21 protein-coding genes and 3 riboswitches are annotated in these 23,301 nt (G+C 71.6%); of the genes, 10 read left to right on the top strand and 11 right to left on the bottom strand.

All coding sequences use genetic code 11. The annotated features are described in order from the left end of the window. Positions 1 to 18 precede the first annotated feature (18 nt). Positions 19 to 2,265, bottom strand: a complete 2,247-nt coding sequence (gene metE / locus C4U03_RS23695; protein ID WP_103940166.1) for a 5-methyltetrahydropteroyltriglutamate--homocysteine S-methyltransferase — start codon at positions 2,263 to 2,265, stop codon at positions 19 to 21. Between the two features lie 105 nt (positions 2,266 to 2,370). After that, positions 2,371 to 2,595, bottom strand: a riboswitch (cobalamin riboswitch). Positions 2,596 to 2,808: 213 nt separating this feature from the next. Continuing rightward, positions 2,809 to 2,924: riboswitch (cobalamin riboswitch) on the top strand. 141 nt (positions 2,925 to 3,065) lie between these two features. Here metE and C4U03_RS23690 point away from each other — a divergent pair. The 6 genes from C4U03_RS23690 to C4U03_RS23665 all read left to right on the top strand — a co-directional run bounded on the left by C4U03_RS23690 (position 3,066) and on the right by C4U03_RS23665 (position 9,388). Further along, the gene (locus C4U03_RS23690; RefSeq protein WP_103940164.1) at positions 3,066 to 4,205 is read left to right on the top strand and encodes a prenyltransferase/squalene oxidase repeat-containing protein; all 1,140 of its coding nucleotides are present in this window, start codon (positions 3,066 to 3,068) and stop codon (positions 4,203 to 4,205) included. Then, positions 4,202 to 5,026 (top strand): hypothetical protein, encoded by an 825-nt coding sequence (locus C4U03_RS23685; protein WP_103940162.1) that lies wholly within the window; start codon positions 4,202 to 4,204, stop codon positions 5,024 to 5,026. The genes C4U03_RS23690 and C4U03_RS23685 overlap by 4 nt, the downstream gene beginning before the upstream one ends. Further along, positions 5,023 to 6,105 (top strand): energy-coupling factor transporter transmembrane component T, encoded by a 1,083-nt coding sequence (locus C4U03_RS23680; RefSeq protein WP_103940160.1) that lies wholly within the window; start codon positions 5,023 to 5,025, stop codon positions 6,103 to 6,105. The genes C4U03_RS23685 and C4U03_RS23680 overlap by 4 nt, the downstream gene beginning before the upstream one ends. Continuing rightward, positions 6,102 to 7,703 (top strand): ABC transporter ATP-binding protein, encoded by a 1,602-nt coding sequence (locus C4U03_RS23675; RefSeq protein ID WP_103940158.1) that lies wholly within the window; start codon positions 6,102 to 6,104, stop codon positions 7,701 to 7,703. The genes C4U03_RS23680 and C4U03_RS23675 overlap by 4 nt, the downstream gene beginning before the upstream one ends. Further along, positions 7,700 to 8,551, top strand: coding sequence for an ECF transporter S component (locus C4U03_RS23670; protein ID WP_103940156.1), 852 nt, complete (start codon positions 7,700 to 7,702; stop codon positions 8,549 to 8,551). The genes C4U03_RS23675 and C4U03_RS23670 overlap by 4 nt, the downstream gene beginning before the upstream one ends. 76 nt (positions 8,552 to 8,627) lie before the next feature. Next, positions 8,628 to 8,741: riboswitch (cobalamin riboswitch) on the top strand. 134 nt (positions 8,742 to 8,875) lie between these two features. Beyond that, positions 8,876 to 9,388 (top strand): flagellar hook-length control protein FliK, encoded by a 513-nt coding sequence (locus tag C4U03_RS23665; RefSeq protein ID WP_103940154.1) that lies wholly within the window; start codon positions 8,876 to 8,878, stop codon positions 9,386 to 9,388. Between the two features lie 305 nt (positions 9,389 to 9,693). On the opposite strand, the gene C4U03_RS23660 is transcribed toward C4U03_RS23665, so the two are convergent. Further along, entirely contained in the window at positions 9,694 to 10,248 is a 555-nt protein-coding gene (locus tag C4U03_RS23660) for a GNAT family N-acetyltransferase (RefSeq protein WP_103940152.1), read from the bottom strand. 78 nt (positions 10,249 to 10,326) lie between these two features. Beyond that, complete coding sequence (locus C4U03_RS23655) at positions 10,327 to 11,118, bottom strand: transcriptional repressor (protein WP_146087494.1); 792 nt, start codon at positions 11,116 to 11,118, stop codon at positions 10,327 to 10,329. 81 nt (positions 11,119 to 11,199) lie between these two features. Between C4U03_RS23655 and C4U03_RS23650 the strand changes: the two genes are divergently transcribed. Next, positions 11,200 to 11,802 carry a superoxide dismutase gene (locus C4U03_RS23650; protein WP_103940148.1) on the top strand — a complete coding sequence of 201 codons (603 nt, stop codon included), beginning with the start codon at positions 11,200 to 11,202 and terminating at the stop codon, positions 11,800 to 11,802. A gap of 923 nt (positions 11,803 to 12,725) precedes the next feature. Here the strand turns inward: C4U03_RS23650 and C4U03_RS23645 are convergent. Then, positions 12,726 to 13,037 (bottom strand): hypothetical protein, encoded by a 312-nt coding sequence (locus C4U03_RS23645; RefSeq protein WP_103940146.1) that lies wholly within the window; start codon positions 13,035 to 13,037, stop codon positions 12,726 to 12,728. A gap of 854 nt (positions 13,038 to 13,891) precedes the next feature. Between C4U03_RS23645 and C4U03_RS23635 the strand changes: the two genes are divergently transcribed. Continuing rightward, a complete protein-coding gene (locus C4U03_RS23635) occupies positions 13,892 to 14,491 on the top strand; it encodes a hypothetical protein (protein WP_146087493.1) in 600 nt (199 codons plus the stop codon). Here the strand turns inward: C4U03_RS23635 and C4U03_RS23630 are convergent, their stop codons facing one another. From C4U03_RS23630 to C4U03_RS40550, 5 genes are all read right to left on the bottom strand, one after another. Then, positions 14,492 to 15,661: a hypothetical protein gene (locus tag C4U03_RS23630; protein ID WP_146087492.1), complete on the bottom strand. Its 1,170-nt coding sequence runs from the start codon at positions 15,659 to 15,661 to the stop codon at positions 14,492 to 14,494. 18 nt (positions 15,662 to 15,679) lie between these two features. Then, positions 15,680 to 16,768, bottom strand: coding sequence for an ImmA/IrrE family metallo-endopeptidase (locus tag C4U03_RS23625; protein WP_200827417.1), 1,089 nt, complete (start codon positions 16,766 to 16,768; stop codon positions 15,680 to 15,682). A 168-nt stretch (positions 16,769 to 16,936) separates the two neighbouring features. Continuing rightward, positions 16,937 to 18,178 carry an MFS transporter gene (locus C4U03_RS23620; RefSeq protein ID WP_103940138.1) on the bottom strand — a complete coding sequence of 414 codons (1,242 nt, stop codon included), beginning with the start codon at positions 18,176 to 18,178 and terminating at the stop codon, positions 16,937 to 16,939. 28 nt (positions 18,179 to 18,206) lie between these two features. Beyond that, positions 18,207 to 19,835 carry an FAD-dependent oxidoreductase gene (locus C4U03_RS23615; protein ID WP_103940136.1) on the bottom strand — a complete coding sequence of 543 codons (1,629 nt, stop codon included), beginning with the start codon at positions 19,833 to 19,835 and terminating at the stop codon, positions 18,207 to 18,209. 45 nt (positions 19,836 to 19,880) lie between these two features. Next, positions 19,881 to 20,039: a hypothetical protein gene (locus C4U03_RS40550; RefSeq protein WP_160147071.1), complete on the bottom strand. Its 159-nt coding sequence runs from the start codon at positions 20,037 to 20,039 to the stop codon at positions 19,881 to 19,883. A gap of 76 nt (positions 20,040 to 20,115) precedes the next feature. On the opposite strand from C4U03_RS40550, the gene C4U03_RS23610 reads away from it, so the two are divergent. Continuing rightward, positions 20,116 to 20,475, top strand: coding sequence for an ArsR/SmtB family transcription factor (locus C4U03_RS23610; protein ID WP_103940134.1), 360 nt, complete (start codon positions 20,116 to 20,118; stop codon positions 20,473 to 20,475). Positions 20,476 to 20,482: 7 nt separating this feature from the next. Here the strand turns inward: C4U03_RS23610 and C4U03_RS23605 are convergent, their stop codons facing one another. Further along, positions 20,483 to 21,574: a flavin-containing monooxygenase gene (locus C4U03_RS23605; protein WP_103940132.1), complete on the bottom strand. Its 1,092-nt coding sequence runs from the start codon at positions 21,572 to 21,574 to the stop codon at positions 20,483 to 20,485. 94 nt (positions 21,575 to 21,668) lie between these two features. Between C4U03_RS23605 and C4U03_RS23600 the strand changes: the two genes are divergently transcribed. Continuing rightward, positions 21,669 to 22,058, top strand: a complete 390-nt coding sequence (locus C4U03_RS23600) for an ArsR/SmtB family transcription factor (protein WP_103940130.1) — start codon at positions 21,669 to 21,671, stop codon at positions 22,056 to 22,058. 132 nt (positions 22,059 to 22,190) lie between these two features. Here C4U03_RS23600 and C4U03_RS40545 read toward each other — a convergent pair whose 3' ends face one another. Beyond that, a complete protein-coding gene (locus C4U03_RS40545) occupies positions 22,191 to 23,189 on the bottom strand; it encodes a hypothetical protein (protein WP_103940128.1) in 999 nt (332 codons plus the stop codon). Positions 23,190 to 23,301: the final 112 nt, after the last annotated feature.

Genomic DNA, 23,301 nt, shown 5'->3' with positions numbered 1-23,301 from the left:
CCACCCCGGCAGGGAAGGTCACAGTGTGGCGCGGACGCGCCGGGCGGCGGTGACCATGTTGCGCAGCGCGGGTTCGACCTCGGCGTAGCCGCGGGTCTTCAGGCCGCAGTCGGGGTTGACCCACAGCCGGTCGGCGTCCACCGCGTCCAGGGCGTGGCGGAGGGCCTGTTCCATCTCCTCGGCATCGGGGACGCGGGGTGAGTGGATGTCGTAGACACCGGGCCCGATCGACTGGCGGTAGCCGGCGTCGTCCAGGTCGGTGAGCAGTTCCATGCGGGAGCGGGCGGCCTCGACGCTGGTGACGTCGGCGTCCAGGGCGCCGATGGCGTCGATGACGTCGCCGAATTCGGAGTAGCACATGTGGGTGTGGATCTGGGTGGAGGCGGCGGCGCCGCAGGTGGCCAGGCGGAAGGCGCCGACGGCCCAGTCCAGGTAGGCGGCGTGGTCGGCCCGGCGCAGCGGCAGCAGCTCACGCAGCGCGGGTTCGTCCACCTGGATGACGCGGATCCCGGCCTGCTCCAGGTCGTGGACCTCGTCCCGCAAGGCCAGGGCGACCTGGCGGGCGGTGTCGGCCAGCGGCTGGTCGGTGCGCACGAACGACCAGGCGAGCATGGTGACCGGCCCGGTGAGCATGCCCTTGACCGGCTTGGTCGTCTGCGACTGGGCGTAGGTCGTCCACGCCACGGTCATCGGTTCCGGCCGTGCCACGTCGCCGAACAGGATCGGCGGGCGCACGTAGCGGGTGCCGTAGGACTGCACCCACCCGTGGACGGTGTGGGCGTAGCCGTCCAGGCGTTCGGCGAAGTACTGCACCATGTCGTTGCGTTCGGGCTCGCCGTGCACGAGGACGTCCAGGCCGATGTCCTCCTGCAGGGCGATGACCCGGTCGATCTCGGCCCGCATCGCGGCTTGGTAGGCGGCGGCGTCGATGCGTCCGGCGCGGTGGTCGGCGCGGGCGCGGCGCACCTCGTCAGTCTGGGGGAACGAGCCGATGGTAGTGGTCGGCAGCAGCGGCAGGTCGAGTTGTGCGGCACGACGTTCGGCGTAGTCCCGGCGGGGCGCGCCGTCGCCGAGGGCATCCAGCCTGGCCCGTACCCGGGCGTTGACGAACTCCTCGGCCACACCGGCTGCGGGGATGCGGTCGGCGACGGCCTCCCTGCCTTCGCGCAGTGCCCGGCCGACCAGGACGACCTCGTCCACCTTCTGGCGGGCGAACGCCAGCCGCCCGGCCAGCCGGGGGTCCAGGCCGGTCTCCTCCTCGACGTCGAGGGGGACGTGCAGCAGGGAGCAGGAGGTGCCCACCACGAGCTCACCGGACAGGCCCAGCAGGGACGCGCACGTCCCCATGGCGGCGTTCAGGTCGGTGCGCCACACGTTGCGGCCGTCCACGACCCCGGCCACCAGGGTCTTGGCGGGGCCGAGCCCGCCGATGGCGCCCAGGGCCTGGCGGTTGCCCGGCCCGGCCACGAAGTCCAGCCCGATCGCCTCCACCTTGGTGGCCGCGAGCACCGGCAGCGCGTCCCTGATCTCCCCGAAGTAGGTCGCCACCAGCAGCCGCGGCCGGGACGGCAGGCTGCCCAGCCGGTCGTAGGCGCGGCGCAGCGCCGCCAGTTCCGCGTTGGAACGGTCGGCCGCCAGCACGGGCTCATCCAGCTGTACCCATTGCGTTCCTGCTCCGGCCAGCCGCTCCAGCAGTTCGGCGTACACCTCCACCAGCGGATCCAGCAGGTCCAGCGGCCGGAACCCCGTGGGAGAGCCCGGAGCGGGCTTGGACAGCAGCAGGTAGCTGAGCGGGCCGACGAGCACGGGCCGAGTCTCGATTCCCAGCCCGGCGGCCTCCCGGTACTCGGCGATCGGCTTGGCGTCGGTCGGCGCGGGAACGCGGAAACCGGTGTCCGGGCCGATTTCGGGGACGATGTAGTGGTAGTTGGTGTCGAACCACTTGGTCATCTCCAGCGGCGCCACTCCCTCGGCGCCGCGGGCCATCGCGAAGTAGGCGTCCAGCCCCTCCAGATGCCGGAACCGGCCGGGCACCGCGTCCACCAGCACGCTCATGTCGAGCATCTGGTCGTACAGCGAGAAGGTGTTCGACGGGATCAGCCCGACCCCGGCCTCCGCCAGCGTGTCCCAGGTCTGACGGCGCAGCCCCTCGGCGGCCCTTTCCAGTCCGGCGGCATCGAGGCGGCCCGCCCAGTACGCCTCGGTGGCCTTCTTCAGCTCCCGACGCCCGCCGATCCGCGGATAACCGAGCACGGTCGTGTTCATGGCGACTCTCCCTCGCGTGCCATCACCGTGGCCGCACGGGAGTCAGAGCACGACGGGCCGCCGCGTCCCAGGCCCTCCCGCGAGGCCACGGACCACCGCGCGCCGGACGGCGCGCGGGCGGAGGCAGGTCTTCGGACTCACGGGCACCGCACCTGCTGGAGGCAGGCGCGCCCTACTGGCCGTCGCTTCCCAGGCCCGAGGCCCAGTGCCATGTGACGGCGGTCGTTCCCGTTCACCGCTGCGGGGCAGTCCCGGATTCCCACCGGGTTCCCTCTTACGACACCCACCCCCGCGCAGGAGGCGGGTGAACCATCCGCGCTCCGGAGTATAGACACCCCGGATCGGCCCGCCCATGGCGACGGGGGTTGTTCGCAGACACCGATCGCCGGCTCGCCGGCCGTGCGCCGTTGAGCGTCCTGGGACGGACCGCTCAGGTGGCCGCTTCCGGCATTCCGGCCGTTGTGACGTCGGTGTTCCCGTCCGGGCGGTGAACGGGTGCACCTGTCCTATGGGCGGGATGCCCGGTCTGGGTTAGCATCCCGGGGACAACTTCAGCGTCCCGGTCGGGGGAAGCCGGTCCAAAGCCGGCGCTGACCCGCAACCGTAGGCGGCCCTTGTGGCCGTGAGCCGGAATGCCCGGCCGGGGCGCGTACGACTCTCAACTGTCGTGGTCTACAGGTGGAGTCCGGATCGCCAGGTCCGTGCCCCGCCTGCCCGCGTCGTCCGGCGCGCAGCAGGCGGTTCGTCGTTTCTGGCCGCTCCGGGGTGCCTCTCGCGACCCGAGCGAAAGGGCCTCATTCATGCACGTCACCGTCAGGCGGGTGCTCGTCCCCCTCACCGCCGGAGCCGTCGTGGTCGGCGGGGCCGCGCTGCCCGCGCAGGCCGCGCCGGACCTGTTGAAGCAGTCGGCGGTCAAGGCGGCGCAGTGGCAGTCCCGCCAGCTCAACGCCAACGGCGTCGTCTACAACCCCCAGTACCAGGTCGTCGACTGGGGCCTCACCCTGGACACGCTCATCGCTTTGCGTGCGACGGGTGTGAAGCCCGCCGTGGTCAAGAAGTCGACCGCGTACGTGGCCGGGCACGTCCGCTCCTACAACAGCTTCGACGACTGGGGCCAGCAGGGCGTGCGGCTGGCCGGTCCGACCGGCAAGCTGCTGTACGTCGCCGTCGCGACCAAGTCGAACCCGCGCAAGTTCGGCAAGTACAACCTGCGGGCCGAGTCGCTGGGCCTGATGGTGAAATCGGGCCCGGACAAGGGCCGGTTCAAGGACCGGGGCACCACCGACAACAGCAACACCTTCGGCCAGTCCTTCAACGTGCTCGGCCTGGCGCGTTCCGGCGGAGTGCCGAGGGAGGCGGTGACGTTCCTGATCCGGCAGCAGTGCAAGGCCGGTGGCTTCCGGCTGTCGCCGAACCAGTTCGGCACGCCCGCGCCGACCTGCGACAAGGCCACCAAGCCGGTGCTGGACCCCGACAGCACCGGCATCGCCGTGCAGGCGCTGCTGGCCGCCTACAAGGCGGGCGACAAGCCCGCCGGTGACGCGGCCCGCAAGGGCGCGCTGTGGCTCAAGCGCATCCAGCGCAAGGACGGCTCCTTCGGCGGCTCGGGGCCGACCGCGGCCTCCAACACCAACAGCACCGGCCTGGCCGGGCAGGCGCTACGGGCGGTCGCCGCCACGAAGCTGGTGACGCCCAAGACCGCCGGCGAACTGCGCCAAGCCGCCAACCGGGCGGGCCACTGGGTCCGCACCCACCAGCTCACCCCGGCCAACGCGGGCAAGGCCAGGCCGGACGTCGGCGCCATCGCCTACAACCGGGCCGCCCTGCGCACGGCGGCCGAGGACGGCATCACCCAGGTCACCCGGGACCAGTGGCGGCGGGCCACCCCGCAGGCTCTGCTCGTGCTGGCCAGGGTCTCCCTGGCCGACATCGGCAGATGAGATCGGGACGAGCGATCGCGGTGGTGCTGGCCGCCGCGATCGCGGTGCTGCACACGCCCCCGGCGCAGGCCGACCCGCGCCGGGGCACGCCCGGCTTCTGCCCGGACGCAGGCGGTGTCACGGTCGTCATCGACTTCCAGGAGCTGGGCGGACCGTCGATCGTCCGCTGCGCCCCCGGCCCGCAGGACACCGGGCTGGCGGCGTTGCAGAACGCCGGAATCTCGGTCACCGGCACCGCACGGTGGGGGCTGGGGTTCATCTGCCGGATCGAGGGCAAGCCCGGCCCGTCCAGCGAGCCGTGCATCGACACCCCGCCCGCCAGCGCGTACTGGTCGTACTGGCACGCGCCCAACGGCGGCACCTGGCACTACAGCGACTGGGGCGTGAAGAACCGCAGACCACCGCCCGGCAGCTTCGAGGGCTGGTCGTTTTCCAAGAACCGCACCGCCGCCACCAACCCGCAGCCGCGGATCGCCCCCGTCCGCCCAGAACGCCCGAAGGACCCGGACTCCCCGGCCCCGCGGTCCTCGGGGAGACCATCGCCGAGCACATCCGCGTCCCCGCCCCCGTCCGCATCCCCGTCCGCATCTGCCAGCTCGACGCCCACCGTCTCCGACAGCGCCGAGCCGACTCCAGGCCCGACCGACACCCCGACGCAGGCTCCGGGCTGGACCGGCGGCGCGGAACTGCCCCCGGCCGTGCCGTCGGCCGCCTCGGAGCCGATGCCCGTCTCCACCGCCCTGGGCATCGGGTTCCTGCTGTCCCTGCTCATCGCCGCCGTCTACGCGACCGTGGTACGGGCCCGCCGTGACCGCCGGTGACCGTACGGCTGCCGCGCAACCTGCACCCCGGCGCCTGGTGGCTGTGGGCGCTCGGGCTGGCCACCGCCGCCAGCCGCACGACCAACCCGCTGCTGTTGCTGCTGATCGCCGCGGCGGCGGGCCTGGTCGTGGTGAACCGGCGCAGCCAGGCCCCCTGGACGCTGGCGTTCCGCCTGTACCTGCTGCTGGGATGTTGTGTGGTGACGGGCCGGGTGGTGTTCCGGATCATCTTCGGCGGCGGTGAGGGCGAGCACATCCTGTTCACCCTGCCGCAGATCCCGCTGCCCGCCTGGGCGGCCGGGATCCGGCTGTTCGGGCCGGTGGCCGCCGAGCAACTGCTGGGCGGCCTGTACGACGGGCTGCGGCTGGCGACGATGCTGATCTGCCTGGGCGCCGCCAACGCGCTCGCCAACCCCAAACGGATGCTCAAGGCCATGCCGTCCGCCCTGTACGAGGTGGGGGTGGCCGTCACGGTGGCGTTGTCGGTCGCCCCCCAGCTCGCCGAGAGCGTCCTGCGGGTCCGCCGGGCGCGCAAACTGCGGGGCGGGGCCCAGCGCGGGATGCGGGCGCTGCACGGCATCGTCATCCCCGTCCTGGAGGACTCCCTGGACCGTTCCCTCGCCCTGGCCGCCGCGATGGACTCCCGCGGCTACGGCCGTACCGGCGACCTGCCGCGCCGGATCCGGCTCCTCACCGGCGCCCTGGTCCTGGCCGGCCTGTCGGGGGTGTGCGTCGGCGTGTACGGGGTCCTGGACGCGACCACGCCCCGCTATCTCGGCCTGCCGATGCTCGGCACAGGGCTGCTGGTGGCGACCGCCGGGTTCGTCATCGGCGGGCGCGGCGTGCGCCGTACCGTGTACCGGCCCGATCGCTGGCGTCCGGCCGAGACGCTGGTGGCGCTGTGCGGGCTGGGCACCGGCGCGCTGCTCTTCCTCACCGCCGAAGTGGACGCCGCCGACCTGTACCCCTCGCTCAGCCCACTGTCCTGGCCCGAACTTCCCCTGCTGTCCGCGTTCGCCGTCCTGGCCGGAGCACTGCCGGCCTGGCTGGCCCCGCCCCCGCCCCGGAGCTCCGTGTGATCGAGTTCGACGCCGTCACCGTCATCTACCCCGACGCCGCCGAACCGGTGCTGTCCGGGGTGGACCTGCGGATCGGGGAAGGGGAGCTGTGCCTGGTGGCCGGGCCCACCGGATCGGGCAAGTCCACGCTGCTCGGCGCGGTCAACGGGCTCGTGCCGCACTTCACCGGCGGGCTGCTGCGCGGCCGGGTACGGGTCGCCGGGCGCGACACCCGCACCCACCGGCCCCGCGAGTTCGCCGGACACGTCGGGGTGGTGGGCCAGGACCCGCTGGCCGGATTCGTCACCGACACCGTGGAGGAGGAACTCGCCTACGGCATGGAGCAGCTCGCCGTGCCCGCCGCGGTGATGCGCAAGCGGGTGGAGGAGACGCTGGACCTGCTGGGCATCGCCGAACTGCGCCGCCGCCCGCTGCGGGACCTGTCCGGCGGCCAGCAGCAGCGGGTCGCGATCGGCTCGGTGCTCACCGCCCACCCCCGCGTCCTGGTGCTGGACGAGCCCACCTCCGCCCTGGACCCGACGGCCGCCGAAGACGTGCTGGCCGCCGTCACCCGGCTGGTTCACGACCTCGGAGTGACCGTGCTGATGGCCGAGCACCGGATGGAACGGGTCGTGCAGTACGCCGACCGGATGCTCTACCTGCCCGGCGACGGCCGGGTGCTGGACGGCCCGCCCACCGACGTCCTGGCCGGCGGGCCGGTGCTGGCGCCGCCGGTGGTCGAGCTGGGACGGCTGGCCGGGTGGGAACCGCTGCCCCTGTCGGTCCGCGACGCCCGCCGCCGGGCCCCGGCCCTGCGAGCCCGGCTCGCCGGACGGCCACGCCCGTCGCGTCCGGAGCCCGGGAGCGCGGCGGCGCTGACGGCCCGGCAGATCGTGGTCCGCTACGGCGAGATCATCGCCGTCCGCAAGGTCGACCTCGACCTGCGCGTCGGAGAGGTCGTGGCGCTGATGGGGCGTAACGGATCGGGCAAGTCGTCCCTGCTGTGGGCCCTGCAAGGCTCCGGCCGCCGCCGGCACGGCACCGTGGACGTGACGGGCCGGGACCCCGCCGAGCTGCCGGCGCGCAAGGCCCGGCGGCTGGTCGGCCTCGTCCCCCAGACGCCGTCGGACCTGCTGTACCTGAACAGCGTGGCCGCCGAATGCGCCCAGGCCGACCGCGAGTCCGATGCTCGGCCGGGCTCGTGCCGTGCCCTCCTGGACCGGCTGGCCCCGGGCATCGACGACGCGGTACATCCCCGTGACCTGTCCGAGGGGCAACGGCTCGCGCTCGTCCTGGCGATCCAGCTCACCGCCGCACCTCCCGTGCTGCTGCTCGACGAACCCACCCGGGGCCTGGACTATCTCGCCAAGGCCCGGCTCAGCGAGATCGTCACCGAGCTGGCCGCGGCGGGCCACGCCGTCGTGCTGGCGACCCACGACGTGGAGTTCGTCGCGGGCACCGCATCCCGGGTGGTCGTCATGGCCGAGGGCGACGTGGTCGCCGACGGCCCCACAGTCGAGGTGGTGGTCTCCTCGCCCGCGTTCGCCCCGCAGGTCGCCAAGGTCCTCAGCCCCGACCCCTGGCTCACCGTCGCCGAAGTGGAACAGGCCCTGACATGACCCACGCCGTCCGGATCAGGCCACGCACGGCCGTCGCGCTCGCGCTCGCCTCCGCCGCCGGGCTGGCGATGTTCTGCTGGCCGCTGCTCATCACCCCCGAGCCGGCGGGCATCGCGCACACCTCCGACGCACCACTGATCTTCATCGTGGTGGTGCCGGTGCTCATCGCGATCGTCCTCGCGGAGATCACCTCCGGCGGCATCGACACCAAGGCGCTGGCCATGCTCGGAGTCCTGTCGGCCATCAACGCCGCGCTGCGCCCGCTGGGGGCCGGAGTCGCCGGGATCGAGACCGTGTTCTTCCTCCTCGTCCTGGCCGGGCGGGTGTTCGGACCCGGTTTCGGCTTCGTGCTCGGCTCCACCTCCCTGTTCGCCTCGGCACTGCTGACCGCCGGGGTCGGGCCGTGGCTGCCGTTCCAGATGCTGTCCTCTTCCTGGGTCGGACTGGGCGCGGGCCTGCTGCCCCGGAACGTGCGCGGCCGCCGGGAGATCGCCATGCTCGCCGTGTACGGCGTCTGCTCCGCCTACTTCTTCGGCTTCATCATGAACCTGTGGTTCTGGCCCTACACCACCGGAGTCGACACCCAGGTCTCCTACGTGGCGGGCGCGCCCGTCCTGGAGAACCTGCATCGCTTCGCCGTCTTCACCGTGGTCACCTCGACGTTCGGCTGGGACACCGGACGTGCCCTGACCAACCTGGCCGCCATCGTCATCGTCGGCCCCGCCGTGCTGGCCGCCCTCCGCCGGGCCTCCCGTCGGGCCGCCTTCGACGCCCCGGTCGCCTTCGACACCCTTTGCGTGGACGAACGGCAATGGCCTGAAGGAAAGCCCGTACGAACGAACCGGTGACACATTCCCCTCATGTGCGGGGACATGGGGGCAGGTTATATTCGACATGATCGTCCGCTTCGGCGCACGGTCGGCACAACCGAAGACGTTCCCGGGTGGGGGAAGCCGGTCCGAAGCCGGCGCTGACCCGCAACCGTAGGCGGCCCTCGTGGCCGCGAGCCGGAATGCCCGTCCGGGAGCGATGCAACGACTCACTTCTGTCGAGGTCTGCAGGGTGGAGTCCGGGCTCCCGGTCCCTACCCCTGACGGCGCGCACGCGCCTCGGGGGTTTCGTGTTCTGCGGGGCCAGACGCCTTCCCGAGGCCGCCATCGAAAGGATCGCGGATGCGAAGGCTCGTCATCATCACCGCCACCGCCGCCGTCACGGCCTCCAGCGGCCTGCTGCCGGCGCAGGCAGATGTCACGCGGACACCGGCGCCGGCCCGCACCGGTACGGCGGGCCCGTGCCCGACCGCCTCGGGCGTGACGGTCGTCGTCGACTACCAGGAACTGGGCGGCGCAACCGAGGTGCGGTGCGCTCCCGGCGCCCAGCCCAGCGGCCTGGCCGCGCTGGAGAACGCCGGTTTCACCGTCACCGGAACCCAACGGTGGGGCAAGGCGTTCGTGTGCCGCATCAACGGCAAGCCCACCGCCGCCACCGAGCCGTGCATCGACACCCCGCCCGCCAGCGCCTACTGGTCGTACTGGCACGCCCCCAACGGCGGGAGCTGGACCTACAGCTCTCTGGGCGCCGGCAGCTACGTTCCCCCACAGGGAAGCTGGGAGGGCTGGTCCTTCTCCAAGAACAAGACCCCCACCACCAACCCGCCCCCGCGCGTGACCCCGGTACGCCCGTAGCCGCGTGCTCAAGCGATGCCGAACAAGACGAGCCGGCGACGCACAGTGAGCAGAGCCACGCAGAAGACGCGAAGGAGACCCAGGCGAAGTAGAGGTTGGGCAGGCCGCAGCCGAGACGAACGCCCGGCAGCCAGCCGCACGGGATCGGCACCACGCAGTCGTCGGCCATCGAAGCGATCACGACCGACCGGATGTCCCGGGCGGCCCGCAGCAGGGCCGCCCGGGACATCCCGATCACCATCGGCGCGATGCCCGGCAGGACCCAGGGTGTCGCAGACCGGACCCGGCCGGCTTGCGGCTCTTCGTCATGGGGCGTTCGGTGAGGCGGTCCAGGTAAACACCGCCCAGGTCTTGTCCGAGCCGGGATGGGGCAGCGGGCAGGCTCGCCGCCAGCCGTGGCGCTGGTAGAGGCGCGCGGCGGGCGAGTCGAGGAGCGTGGACAGCCAGGCCCTCGGCCATGGGGCGGTGATGGTCGTCAGGAGCCGGCCGCCGATCCCGCGACCGCGTGCCCGGGGCGCGACCATGAGTTCGGCGATCTCGAATGCGCCGCGCGTCAGGTCGTGCGCGGCGGTCGATCCGATGGCCGCCGTGAGGCGTGCGTAGACGTCGCAGCCCGTCAGGTTCGGTGGAGTGGGCCAGCCGTAGCAGAGCGCCAGGAGCGTGCCGTCGGTGTCGCGGACGGCCAGTGCCCGGAAACCGGGTCTGCACACGGCCCGTGACAGGCGCAGGCCGCAGGCGGCCAGTTCCTCCTCGGTCTCGTTCCAGGGCGGCTCGGAGAAACAGCTCCGGTACAGCGGCTCCACCTGGTCGCTGAGTGCGAGCGTGGCGGCGGCGTCGAGGTGTTCAGCCGACAGGCTCATCCTGCCTCCCGAGGGTGTCGGAAGCCTCTCGTCCAGGTGCGGCCGAGCGTGGACGTGTGGCCAGGGCGTAGGTGATGGTCAGGGCGGTGAGGGCGATGCCGCTGATCCAGGGCGGGGCGTGCAGGCCGAAGGCGTCGGCGAGGAGGCCCCGGCCAGGGCGCCCGCCGGGACGGCCGTCATGGAGAAGGCGCGGTTGGCGCCGTTGACGCGCCCCAGCAGGTCGGGGGGCACCAGCCGTTGGCGCAGGGAGACCGACAGCACGTTCCAGACGGTGAAGGCGAATCCGGTGCCGCCCCAGGCGAGCGCGGCCGTCGCCGGGGTGGGGAACAGCGCGAGCGTCAGGTCGATCGCGGCGGTGGCGGCCAGCGCGCCGATCTGCAGGGCACGCTGGGGGAACCGCCGGGTGAGCAGAGGTGTCACCGCCGCTCCGAGCACGCCGCCGATGGCGCCGATGGCGAGCATGAGGCCGTAGCCAGCGTCGGAGACGCCCATCGGGCCGGTGGCCAGCAGGACGAGGGTGGACTCCCAAGCCATGGTGAGGAACGTCAGGACCGTGCCGGTGAGCACGACGACGCGAACTGGGGGGCGGCGAGCAGCCAGCGCATGCGCGTGCGGGTGGTCGGCCAACCCGTAGGTGATGCGCCCGCCGATCTCCAGGGTGTGCACGAGCTGGAGCCGCTCGAAGACGGCCAGCGTCCGGTACACGGTCGACAGATCAAGACGCCCCGATACGGCCGCCCGCCGATGGATGGCCTCGACCGTCAGATGCCCGTCGGCACCAGCGAGAACGTTCAACAGCAGGACGCGTGAACGGGTGCGGCGGTGACCCGCCGCGCGCAGCCGGGCCAGCGCCCAGCCGCACCGCCGCACGGGGTCGGGGGGGGAGCGGGCCCGGGGGGCGACATTCCTGCATTGTTGATGCAGTTGCGAGGAGTTTGCAATAGTGACCTCATGACGACGTACTCACTGCCGGACCTGCCCTACGACTACGCCGCGCTGGAGCCGGCGATCACCGGGGAGATCCTGGAGCTGCACCACGCCAAGCACCACGCCGCCTACGTCAAGGGCGCCAACGACACGCTGGAGAAGCTGGCTGAGGCGCGCGACAAGGAGCAGTACGGCGGCCTAGTGGGACTGGAGAAGACGCTGGCGTTCAACCTGTCCGGGCACGTGCTGCACTCGATCTTCTGGGACAACCTGTCCCCGGACGGCGGCGACCGCCCCGACGGTGAGCTGGCCACAGCGATCGACGAGCACTTCGGTTCCTTCGAGGCGTTCAAGGCGCAGCTGACCACCGCCACCGCCACCGTGCAGGGATCGGGCTGGGGCGTGCTCGGCTGGGAACCGCGCGGACAGCGGCTGATCGTCCAGCAGGTGTACGACCACCACGGCAACGTCGGCATCGGCGCCACCCCGCTGCTGGTGTTCGACGCCTGGGAGCACGCCTACTACCTGCAGTACCGCAACGTCCGCCCGGACTACGTCGCCAAGCTGTGGGACCTGGTCAACTGGAACGACGTCGCCGCCCGCCTCACCGCCGCCAAGAACGCCTGACCCGGCCGGGCCCACGAACCGCGGCGCCCACCAGGCCGGGATCATGCTCAGAACACGTTCCCTCACGGCCCGGTGGGCGCCGCTTCGCATTCTCCACCCATCACCGGCGGCCTATACGGCGGTCCCGGCTTCGATGACCGAGGTCTCGTCCTGTCCGACGATGGCCGCGCAGGCGGTGCATGGCAGCCTCGACGCCGCGCTACGGCGAGGGACCGGCCACCAGCCCACGGCAACCCGGTCGTCACCTGCCGCCGCACCTGCGCATCCAGATCCCGTCAACACAGTGCGGACATGTTCAGTCCTGGGCAGCGGTACGGCCGGTGGCCGCCGGCAGTGACCTCGGATCCCGGCTGCGGCAGTGGGTGTGCGTGTTACCACTGACACGAAACCTAGCAGGGCGCGGTACCGCTCAACCTGGTCACCGACATCCTGCACTGGGGCACCCCCGACCCCTGGAAGCGGTGGTTCGCCCTCAAGGACCGCACCGACGACGCCCGCGGGTTCGAAGCCGCCTACGCCGTCATCCTGCGGTTATTCCATGACGTACTGGCCGTCATGGCCCCGTCCCCGATCCCGGGAACAAGCGGACCCCCTGCCATGAGGCCGACCGGCTCATGGCCACCGCCGACCAGGAAACCCTCCAAGCCCGCCAAGCCCTGCTGATCCGCGCCAGCAACCAGATCCTCGAAGCCTCTACGCCTGCGTCCGGCACACCCTCGCCGAACACTGGGACGGCTCACTCGGCGTCGACGCCACCGTCATCGCCGCCTTCCCGCACCAAGGGCCCCTTCACCTCAACCGATCCCGACGCCGGCGTGGACTCAAGGCCCGGCCCCTCGCCAACCGGCCCCTCGCAACGAGACTCCAAGAGCCGACCAGACCCAGGTCGCGAAGAGGCGGGAGCCCGGCGACCCCACCGAGACCTACAGGAAGACCCGGCGTGAGATCACGCCGTGCCCCGCCTCGCCATGGCCCCACAGTTCGAAGTGCTCGCCGGGGGCGAGGACGTCCAGGGCCGTCTCATCGGTGAGCGTCATGGTGACGACGTGGTCGGTGTCGCCCGGCACTAGCGGCTCCTGGTCGTCGGTGGACAGCACCGCGTCGAAGAAGCAGATCCGCTCCGGCTCGTCCCGATGGACGCGTATGACGAGGTGGCGGATCGCACTGGACCGATCCCATGTTCGCGCGGCGGCCGGATCGATGGTGACGAGCGCGCGGAACCGAAACGTCCCCATGTCCCCTCACCTCCCCCGTTCGCCGTTCCCGGAAAGCCCGATCCGTACCGCGGACCACCGCTTCGGCCGATCACGCGGCCGTGATCTGAGAGGCAGAGGAACCCCGCAGGTGACGGTGCCCAGGAGGTGCCGGAGACCGGGAGGCAGAGAGGTCGTCAAACGGCACGGCCGCCGACCGGACCGTCTGCTGTGGCGGCCGCCGATCCGCCTTTACCGGTTCGGCCTGGGCAGGCTGCCGAGCCGCCGGTTCATGCTCCTCACGCACACCGGAAGGGTCTCGGGCGAGCCGCGTCAAGCGGTCATCCAGATCCGGGCGCCGGGCATGCCTGGCCGCGTTCGTCCTCGGCATCCTCTTCATGCCGCGCATCCCGGCCGCGGAACCCCCTCCGGTTCGATGACCATGCCGGTTCGATGACCATGGCGCTCAGAGGGAGCGGGTCTCGCCGCTGCGGTCCCGGTAGGCGGCTCGGACATCGCCGTCCAATGCCCGGTGGACACGGTCGACCATGTCCTGGACCTGTTCGGCGTCGTGGTCAGTGGGGAACCGACGAAACCACTGTGACCTGCTCCGACGGCCAGGCGTCCCGAGCGGTGATTCCGCGCTAAGGAAGATCATCTTCCGGCCTGCTGGGTCGGGCGGAGGTCTGCCGACCCAGTCGTTCGTCCGGTCGGTGGTGGTGGGAACGGTTCCGTCGGTAGGGGTTGGGTCAGGCGCGACAGCTGCTGTAGGGCGCGATAGAACAGCTGCAGGGAACCTCTGTGTGGCTGGGAAGGCAGGGGGCAGGCACAAGGCCTGAGGCGGGGTGCGAGAGGGTGCGGGCATGAGAGGTGTGGCAGAGGTCTCCCCGGCGGCCGTGGATGCGGCCGCCTCTGCGCTCTCGGCGGTCACCGGGTTCGCCGCGTCGTCGCGGGTACGGCTTCAGGGCACCCATGCCGTGCTGACCTATGGTCTTGATCGATCTGAGGTCGAGCGTAGACGGCTGGTCGGCTTGGGGGCCGTCACCTCACCTGGAGCCCTGCGGCTCCTGCTGGGTCTGCCCATCGGCGTTCCGGTGCCGATGACCAGGTTGGGGCGGGGCGAACGGGCTGCGCTGCGGTCGGCTCCGCGGGGCGTGGTGCGCGTCGAAGCCGGGTCTGTGATCAGGCTGGCGGTTCCGCCGGTCGAGGTTGGGTTGGCGATGGTGCCGGCTCGGTCATGGCGGCAGGGCCTGGAACTCGCCGGGAGGTTCGCGCCGTTCTGCTCGCGGGCGATGGTGCTGCGCAGGCGCCCGCGTGATCTCGATGTGCTGCGGATGGAGGCCGACTTCTACGGCATCGGGGTGATCGTCGCCGACGAAGCCGAGCCGGAGATCGTCGTTCCACCGCAGCCGTTCGAGCGTCGGCGGTTCACCGCGGCGGGATGGCTCTTCCTCGAAGAGACGTATCAGCAGGTCGCCTTGGCGGAAGGTCGCTGATCAGGCACCGGTGGTGGTGTCTGCGCTGATGGGCAGGGTGGCCCACTTCTCCAGCGGGCGGGACGGCTTGAACTTGCCTGGCTGCCCGATCCGGTTGTTCTCCAGGGCGTGGGCATCGACGGCGAGCTTGCAGCGGCCCTGCCACCAGCGCTGCCGGTCGGTGAGCGTCGGCTGCTCCAAGAAGTCGGGCAGCCAGCTGTTCCAGGTGGCGCTGTTGTGGGCGTGGGCTGCCGCCTTCGCCGCATCGGTCCGGTCGAAGAAGGCGTCCAGGTACCTGCCGTCGCACCGGGCGCAGTGGCAGCGCGGGGGCGTGGTGTTGGCGTAGGCGTCGGCCAGGAACTTGGCGGTGCTGAACCGCAGCAGTTCGGGGACCAGGACGGACGGGTAGTTCGGGCCGCCTCCTGAGCTTTCGGCTCGCTCGCCGGCGGGCACCAGGTGCCGTACCGAGCCGCCGGCGCCGATTGCTGCGAATCCGCCGCCGTGGGCCAGGGCGTCGAACCCTGCCAGGTCGGTGCGCCACAGCCCGGTGCCGGGCACGTCGGCCAGCAGCCCGCGCAGGTTCTCCGGAGCCTTGGCGAACTGCTGCAGCGGGTCGTACTGCCCGCCGAGGATCAAGGCGACCGGATGGCGGATGGCGCGGATCACGGCGGTGAGCTGAGTTCTCCCCTCCGTCCGCAGCCAGCTGATCGATACCGGCAGCGGGACGACGACGTCGTCGCGCTCGAGCTCGTTCACCGTCTTCATGACGGCCTTCAACGAGGCCGAGTCTCCCGCCCTCACGTAGCGAGTGGGTGCGATCGCGAAGGTCGCGCCCCGGTCGAGCTGTTCCTGCAGGGCACTGTCGAGGTCACCGCCGAACAGGACTCCCTCGGGGAGGGAGAACGGGGCATCGGGTGTGGCGACCTCTCTCTCGTAGGCCGCGCAGTCCTCGGCCAGCACGCCGGTGAAGGTCCCCGCCAGCTCACGGAGCCGGGCCGAGCAGTCACGCCCGCACAGCACCAGCCCGCCATGATCGGGGTCGAGGTAGTCGGGGGACTCCCGCAGCAGCCTGGCCCGCTCCAGCACCAGGATGCGCTGGGCGACCGCCCGGGCAGCCGTGCCCTGAGCGTCGGAGGAAGAAAGCAAAGAGCCCGACGCAGAGCGGGGCTGTGCGGTGGTGCGGTCGTTCATGTGCTCACCCCGTGAGACTCAACCGGTAGCGGGGAGCCCGGCCGAGCCGGGCTCAGGGGAAAACAGCCGGACGAACTCCTCCGGGAGCACGCCCACCAGGTCGGCGGCGCGATCGAGACCGTGCTCGTGGACGAGCCGCTGCGCCGCGGCGGGCACCACGCGCGGAACCTCGCGCCAGATCTCTCCCGGCTCCTGGGTGCGGTAGCCGAGAGTGGACATCTCGATCATCAGGTTGCGGTACTGCCACTCGCTGATCACCGCGAGCGTCAGCGCCTTGCGGGCCAGGGCCGCCATGGACACTCCCCAGCGCCGTTTGAGGTCCAGCAGCCGGGTGAGGTCCAGAGGCGGGTTCAGCTCGGCGGCGATGTCGCTCGCGGGCATCAGCAGTTCGCTGGCGAACTCGTCGGCCTGACGCTCCTGCACAGCGGTGGTGCCGGGTTCGGGGTGCATCACGATATGGCCGAGTTCATGGGCGAGGCTGAACCGGAAGCGGTCGGCCGGCGCATGCGCGCTCAGCAGGAACAACGGAGCCTCCCGTCCGTCCCACTGGCTCACCGCGTCCAGGTCACGGGTCTCCAGGTCACGGACCAGGACCAGGCCACCGGCCCGCTCGATCGCCCCCACCAGATCGGGGATCGGCCCGGTCGGCAGATTCCACAGCTTGCGCAGTGACTGCGCCGCCTCAGCCGGGGTGTCCAGATCACTCACCGCGATCCGCTCGAACCGGTGCCGCCGCTGCGCCTCGGAACCGATCAGAGCCCTGACCTGCAGCCGCGCCAGAGCGAGCTGCGCATGGATGCGGCGCAGCGCCTGCGCGCCCAGGGCGGCCTTCTTGCGGTGGTGGACCAACCCGATGCCGATCCCTGACAGCTCCGGATCCGCACACAACACCCCAGCCGGATACTCCAGCGCTTTGGCGTAGAGGGCGAGCCGGTCACCTTCGACGGCAAGTCGCCCGGCCTCGGCCTTGCTGACGTACCCCTGGCTCACCCGTTCACCGGCCAGGGCCGACATCGCCGCGGCCAGAGAGGTCTGGGTCATCCCCCGCGACTCACGAGCCAGCACCAGCATGCTCGCCTGCGCCGTCGTGCCCGGAAGGCTGCCCACACCTCACCTCCAAACCACAGTGAACACCACCCGACATCCCTCACTCTACTCCATCAAAATATTCCTTGTGACGTGGCGGCGCTGTGGCGACGTAGGAACGAGCACTCGTTCACCCTCTCGCAGGAGGCGTCCCTGACAGCGCGGTACTGCCGCACGGCCTCGGATCTGTCATCGAAAGCGTGGACAGCTACCGATGGCCAGTACGGCGGCGATCGCCGCGATGACGGCAAGGAGGGCGAAGAGAGCGGGGTAGCCGCCGAGGGTAGTGGCGAGGGCGGCTCCGGCCCAGGGGGCGATGGCTCCGGCGATGGTGGTGGGGGCGGCCAGGATGCCCGACAGGGTGGCGTAGGAGGCGGTGCCCCAGCGGTCGGTGACGGCGGTGGCCTGCAGGAGGGTGGCGATGCCGCGGGTGGTGCCGGCCAAGACCGCGACCGTGACCAGCAGGACGACCGGTCCGGGGAGGACGGCCAGGGCGGCGGTGGTGGCGGCCGACAGGGCCAGGATCCCTACGGTGCGGGAACGGACGGTGGTGCGGCGGGTCAGCGCCCCGTAACCCAGGCGTCCGGCGACCTGCCCGAGGCCGCCGAGGCCGAGTGCCCAGGCGGCGGTGGTGGGGGTGGCGCCGCGGGTGGTGAGCAGGGTGATGAGGTTGGTCAGGACGGCGTACATGGCGAACGCCGACAAGGTGAGGGCGGCGGCCAGCATCCAAAACGGGCGGCTGCGGGTAATGCGTCGTACCTGGGTCGTGCGGTGATGTGCGGCTGTCGTGTCGTGGTGCGGGTGGTTGTGGGGTGGGGGCCAGGGGCGGCGCAGGGCCAGGGCGTGCAGGGGGATGGTGACGGCGGCCAGGATGGCGGCGAGGGTGAGGTAGACGCCGCGCCAGGACAGGTGGGCGGCCAGCGCGTCGGTGAGGGGCGCGAAGACGGTGCTGGCCAGCCCGGCGACCAGGGTGAGGGTGGTCAGGGCGGCCAGGTGGCGGGGGCCGTAGTAGCGGGTGAGGGCGGCGAAGGCGGGCTGGTACAGCACCGCCGCCTGGGCGACCCCGGCCAGCATCCAGGCCACGGCGAACCAGGCCAGTGACGGCGCGAGCGCCAGGCCGACGACGGCGGTGGTCGCCAGGACGGATCCGGTGGTCATCAGCGCATGGGGGCCGTGCCGGTCCAGCAGGCGGCCGACGGGGATGCCGACCAGGGCCGCGATCACCAGGGCGGCGGAGAAGGCGGCGGTGATGGCGGGGGTGGACCAGCCGGTGTCGACGGTGATGGCCGGGGCCAGGACCGGGAAGGCGTAGTAGAGCACGCCCCAGCTGGTGATCTCGGTGATGCACAGGGCGGTCAGCACGCCGTGCGGGGGCCTGCCGGTCCCGGCGGTCGTGGTCGCCGGGACCGGTGCGGCGGAGGAAGAAGCCATGTGCTCGGCTCGGGTGTCGCGGGTCGGGTCAGGCGCCGCCGCGTTCGGCGTCGCCGGAGTAGCCGTGCAGATGGCCGGTGGCGAACCCGACACCGGCGGGGGCGCCGATGCCGATGGTGACCGGTTCCGGCGCCGAGCCGCCGCAGCACGAGGACGCCTGGTCCTGCTGGACCGCTGCCGGCTCACCGGCTTCATCCTCGGTAGGCAGGTCGGTGGAGCACACGCCGGTGGCGGGCAGGTCGAGCTGGACGGTGTCGGCGGCCTCCCTGTCGCCGGCCAGGGCGGCGGCGATGGAGCGGACCTGCTCGTACCCGGTGGCCATCAGGAAGGTCGGAGCACGGCCGTAGCTCTTCATCCCGGCCAGGTAGAAACCCTGCTCCGGGTGGGCCAGCTCCCGTTCACCGTGCGGGGGGACGGTGCCGCAGGAGTGGAAGTTGGGGTCGATCAGCGGGGCCAGCTTGACCGGGGCCTCGGTGGCCGGGTCGAGGTCGACGCGGACCTCGCGCAGCATGTCCAGGTCGGGCCGAAAACCGGTGGCGGCGACCACGACATCGGCCGCCAGGACGCGCTCACCATCGGGCGTGGCGCCGATGACCTCGACCGAACCGGTGACCGGTCCGCCGTCGGGGACGGTGAAGCGGGTGATGGTGAAACTGCGGACCAGCTCGATCGCCCCGGAGGCGACGGCCCGCTTGAGGCGGGTGCCGAGCGCGCCCCGGGCGGGCAGCCCGTCGGCGTCACCGCCCCCGTACAGGCGGGCGACCGAGGCGCCGCGAACGGCCCAGGTGATACGGGTGCCCGGCTCCGTTTCGGCGAGTTCGACGAGGGAGAGCAGAGTATTGGCGGCCGAGTGGCCCATGCCGACCACCAGGGTGTGGTGGCCGGAGAACCGGTGGCGGTCGCGGCCGAGGACGTCGGGCAGCGGACCGGTGATGTGGTCGGCGGCCTGTTCTTCGCCGGGGGCGGGCAGGCCGGAGTGGCCGAGCGGGTTGCGGCGGCCCCAGGTGCCCGAGGCGTCGATGACGGCACGGGCCCGCAGGTCGCGGACGGTGCCGTCCGCCTCGACGGCGCGCACCAGCAGCGGACGCTCCTCGCGGTCGACGGTGCGGGTGACGTCGACGCCATGGCGGGTCACCGCGATGACGCGGGTGCCGGTGCGTATGCGGCCGGCCAGCGCCGGGACCTGCGACAGCGGGATCAGGTAGTCACGGACCAACTCGGCGCCGGTCGGCAGCGCGTCGGCGGGCGGGGCGGTCCAGCCGGTGGCCTCCAGCAGGCGGCGGGCGGCGGCGTCGATGTCGTACCGCCACGGGGAGAACAGCCGCACGTGCCCCCACTCACTGATCGCCGCCCCGACCTGCTCACCGGCCTCCAGAACGAGGAAGTCCAGACCGCGCTCGGCCAGGTGCGCCGCAGCCGCGAGACCGATCGGCCCGGCCCCGATCACCACCACCGGCAGCTCGTCCCCGCCCTCGGAGCCGGTGACGCAGCCGCAGCCGGCGTCGGTCTTGGCCTGCCGCGCGGTGGTCGCCGGGTCGACGGACTGCTCGCCGGGGGTGCAGCAGGCGCTCACCCCGCAGCACGCCTCCGCCGCCTGGGCGGCGTCCGTGCCGGGCTCGATGGCTGGCTCGGTGGTCGGGCTGGTGCTCTCGCTCATGGTGTCCTCCGTTGTCCTCGATCCAGACGGGCGGTAGGGGCGGGGTCAGAGCCGGGCGCGCAGGGCGGCGGTGGTGACGCGGTCACGGTGGGCGGCCGATCGGCAGGCGCGGGTGCAGACCTCGCCGCCGCGCTCGTGGAACACCACCGACGACGCCTGGACGCGGGCATGGTGTGCGGCCAGCCGGGTGAGCAGCGCCTTCACAGCGACCTCCTGTTTAGAAATCTATCTAAGTAGCGTCAGCTTGCATCACTGACTAGATGGATGTCAAATTAGATGCATGTCTAAACTGCCTGTGGTGGACGCCTCCCTCGCCTGCTGCGCCCCGTTGAGCGACCCAGCCCTGTCGGAACAGGAGGCGGCCGAGCTGGCCAGGGTGTTCAAGGCGCTGGCCGACCCGGTCCGGCTCAGGTTGCTGAACCTGATCGCCTCTCAAGAGGGAGGGGAGGCGTGCGTGTGCGATCTGACCGGGCCGTTCGAGCTGACCGGGCCGACGATCTCCCACCATCTGAAGGTGCTGCGCCAAGCCGGGCTGATCACCGGTGAGCGACGTGGGACCTGGGTGTACTACCAGGTGATCCCCGAGGCGCTCACCCGCCTGTCGGGCCTGTTCGCCCTGCCGGCGCTCACCAGCGCCTGACCCCGGCTCATCGGCGGACGCCCGCCGGAGCACTGCCGACCTGCTGCCTGCGCAGGCGGGTCAGGACGTGGCGGGCGTCGGCGCCGACGCCGCGCAGGGTGGCGGAGGCGAACGAGCGCTGCCACTCCAGACCGACGAACCCCAGCCCGGGATGGGCGAGGGAGACGCCGCCCCGATGGCGCGGCTGCCCGTCGGCGTCCAGCGCACCGTCCAGGCCGGTGAGGTAGCCCAGGCCGGGCCGGTAGCCGGTGGCCAGCAGCGCCACGTCGACGTGCTCGCGTGTTCCGTCGCTCCAGGTGATGTGGTCGCCGTCCAGGCGGGTGAACATCGGGCGGCGGTCGGGGTTGCCGGTGGCGATCCGGGCCCGGTAGGTGCCGGTGTCGAACACCGGGGTGCCCTGGCCGCCGGTCAGCAGCGGCCGCGCCCATCCGGCGGCGTCCAGCCCACTCCAGGCCAGCCACAGGTGCATGTCCTTGCCCAGCACCTTCTGCGCCATGAATCGCAACGGATGCCGCGTGGCCAGGCTCACGCGCGCATGGCCGGCCAGCTCGATGGCGATCTGCACCGCGGAGTTCCCGCCGCCCACGATCACGATCCGCGTGCCGGCCAGCGGCTCGGGCCGCCGGTACTGCGACGAATGCAGCACCGTTCCGGTGAAGGAGTCCAGGCCCGGCAGCGCCGGGCGGTACGGGCGACTGAACGCCCCCGTCGCGGCGATCACCAGGGGCGCGATGAAGGCCTGGCCACCGGCGGTGACAACCTCGAACCCGTCCGCGCCGGCTGCGGTCACCTTCGTCACGCGGTGACCGGTGCGGATGTCGGCATCCAGGCGGGCCGCGTAGTCGGCCAGGTAGGCGACGACCTCATCCCGGGTCGGGTAGCCGTCGGGGTCGCCGGGAAACGGCCGTCCGGGCAGTGAACTGCGGCGGGCCGGGGAGAAGAGGGTGAGGCTGTCGTAGTAGTGCGGCCAGGATCCGGCCGCCCGGTCGGCCGCCTCCAGGACCAGCGGGTTCAGGCCGAGGACGCGGGCGGTGTGAGCGGTGGCCAGGCCGGCCTGGCCGCCACCGATGATGACCAGCGGTGCGGTAGTCGTGGGCATGACACCACATCATATTGTCACTTTGTAATATGTCAATGTAACAATGGGTGGGTAGGGTGGGTCGCACGCGATCACGGCGGGAGGAACTACGGCGATGACCGAATCGACGACCGAACCGGCAGGCGGGCCGGTGGACGCGGCGTGCGGCCCGGACGACGGCGCGGCCGAATGCGGGCCGGCCGCCGTGCAGCTCGGTCCCGGGGCCCGGGAGTTCCTCAAGGCGCTGGCCAGCGAGCAGCGGCAGCAGATGCTGGAGTTGTTCGCCGGCGGTATCGAGCTGACCGTGGGCACCGTGGCCGAACGCCTGGGCATCGCCCAGCCCACCGCATCCCAGCAGCTCGCGCTGCTGCGCCGCGTCGGGCTGCTGACCTCCCGCAAGGACGGCAAACAGGTCCACTACCGCATCGATGCCACCGCGGTCGAACGGTCCCTGAGCGAGCTGCAGAACTACCTGCGCACCTGCTGCCCGCCAGAACGTCGCTGATCCATCGGCATCTGGGCGACACCTGCTCGACCCGCTCGGCGTCATCGAGCCCGCGGTGAACGCGGCGGGCCGCGAGCTTGCAGCGCTGAAATCTGCAGGGCGGCTCCGGGGGCGATCCGCGGCAACTGTGACTCAGGGGCTGGTGTGCACTTGTCCGAAGTGGGAGGTGGTGTCGGCGGCGGGCACGCAGCTGTGGCGGGTGAGCAGGTCGTCGAAGAAGGCGGCAAGGAGAGCCTGAGCGTCCTGGGGGCGGGTGAACTCGGCGGCGCCGAACCGGTAGACCTCATAGCCGCTGAGCTTCAGGGCTCGATCCTCGGCCATCATCGCGGCGTAGCGCTGCGGGTCGGCGCGGCCGTCCTCGTCGGCGTAGTGCAGCCGGCCGTCGATCTCGATGACCACGCGGGCGCGGTGCGGCATCAGCAGCAGGAAGTCCATCCGCTGGCGCTGCAGCGGGCCTTGGCGATCGGGGTAGTGGCGCCGGGTGTAGGGGTCGTAGTGCAGGTAGACCTGCGGTATCAGGGCGGGCAGCTCAAACCCGCCCGGGCGGGCGTACCGCTCGCAGTAGGTGCGGAACAGCACCTGCTCTGGGCCGTTGCCGGCCATCGAGCGCCACAGCCGCTCATATAGATCTCGGGCGTGCCGGCGTTCATCACCGGACGACGGCTGCCGGGTGGCGATCCACCAGTCGACCAGCTCCTGCCAGGTCAGTCCCCGCTCGGTCAGCGGCCGGTCGTAGACCAGGCAGTACTGGGCGTTCTCCACGATCTCGATCACGTTGTTGACCGCGTCGCGCAGCACGATCTTCGGCTTGGGGCCGTCGGCGGCGAAGATCAGGTTCTTCAGCTCCCCGGCCACACCCTTGGCCCCCAGCCGGGCCAGCACCTTGGCCAGATCCTCATCGCCGAACTGCTCATCGACCTTGCGGGCGATCTCGGCCAGGTGCGCCAGATCCATGCCCAGCAGCCGGGCATTGACGTAGGACCGCTTGCTGGAATGAGGGTCCTCGTTCGGGCGCTGGGGCTCCAGTCCCAGGTGCTCGCACACCTCGGCCAGCTCATAGGACTTCACATTCGCCCACAACGCCTCGGTGATGGCGTTACGCAGGGCCAAGGGGGTGAGGGGGGCGGCCATGAGTCATTGTGGCCCGGCACGGCCCAGGCCGCAGGACTCTCGGCGCTGAGGAACAAGACCGAGCCCTCACTGCTCGGTTCGAACGTCGCTGAATTCGAACGGTGCGTGATTG

Source organism: Thermomonospora echinospora (genome assembly GCF_900108175.1).
In the GTDB taxonomy this organism is placed as follows: domain Bacteria; phylum Actinomycetota; class Actinomycetes; order Streptosporangiales; family Streptosporangiaceae; genus Thermomonospora; species Thermomonospora echinospora.
This window is presented reverse-complemented; position numbering and strand designations above follow the sequence as displayed.

Excerpts from the sequence above, each read along its gene's own strand:
- metE (WP_103940166.1), bottom strand. The coding sequence starts at position 2,265 with ATGAACACGACCGTGCTCGGTTATCCGCGGATCGGCGGGCGTCGGGAG.
- C4U03_RS23690 (WP_103940164.1), top strand. The coding sequence starts at position 3,066 with ATGCACGTCACCGTCAGGCGGGTGCTCGTCCCCCTCACCGCCGGAGCC.
- C4U03_RS23685 (WP_103940162.1), top strand. The coding sequence starts at position 4,202 with ATGAGATCGGGACGAGCGATCGCGGTGGTGCTGGCCGCCGCGATCGCG.
- C4U03_RS23670 (WP_103940156.1), top strand. The coding sequence starts at position 7,700 with ATGACCCACGCCGTCCGGATCAGGCCACGCACGGCCGTCGCGCTCGCG.
- C4U03_RS23665 (WP_103940154.1), top strand. The coding sequence starts at position 8,876 with ATGCGAAGGCTCGTCATCATCACCGCCACCGCCGCCGTCACGGCCTCC.
- C4U03_RS23660 (WP_103940152.1), bottom strand. The coding sequence starts at position 10,248 with ATGAGCCTGTCGGCTGAACACCTCGACGCCGCCGCCACGCTCGCACTC.
- C4U03_RS23650 (WP_103940148.1), top strand. The coding sequence starts at position 11,200 with ATGACGACGTACTCACTGCCGGACCTGCCCTACGACTACGCCGCGCTG.
- C4U03_RS23645 (WP_103940146.1), bottom strand. The coding sequence starts at position 13,037 with ATGGGGACGTTTCGGTTCCGCGCGCTCGTCACCATCGATCCGGCCGCC.
- C4U03_RS23630 (WP_146087492.1), bottom strand. The coding sequence starts at position 15,661 with ATGAACGACCGCACCACCGCACAGCCCCGCTCTGCGTCGGGCTCTTTG.
- C4U03_RS23620 (WP_103940138.1), bottom strand. The coding sequence starts at position 18,178 with ATGGCTTCTTCCTCCGCCGCACCGGTCCCGGCGACCACGACCGCCGGG.
- C4U03_RS23615 (WP_103940136.1), bottom strand. The coding sequence starts at position 19,835 with ATGAGCGAGAGCACCAGCCCGACCACCGAGCCAGCCATCGAGCCCGGC.
- C4U03_RS23610 (WP_103940134.1), top strand. The coding sequence starts at position 20,116 with ATGTCTAAACTGCCTGTGGTGGACGCCTCCCTCGCCTGCTGCGCCCCG.
- C4U03_RS23605 (WP_103940132.1), bottom strand. The coding sequence starts at position 21,574 with ATGCCCACGACTACCGCACCGCTGGTCATCATCGGTGGCGGCCAGGCC.
- C4U03_RS23600 (WP_103940130.1), top strand. The coding sequence starts at position 21,669 with ATGACCGAATCGACGACCGAACCGGCAGGCGGGCCGGTGGACGCGGCG.
- C4U03_RS40545 (WP_103940128.1), bottom strand. The coding sequence starts at position 23,189 with ATGGCCGCCCCCCTCACCCCCTTGGCCCTGCGTAACGCCATCACCGAG.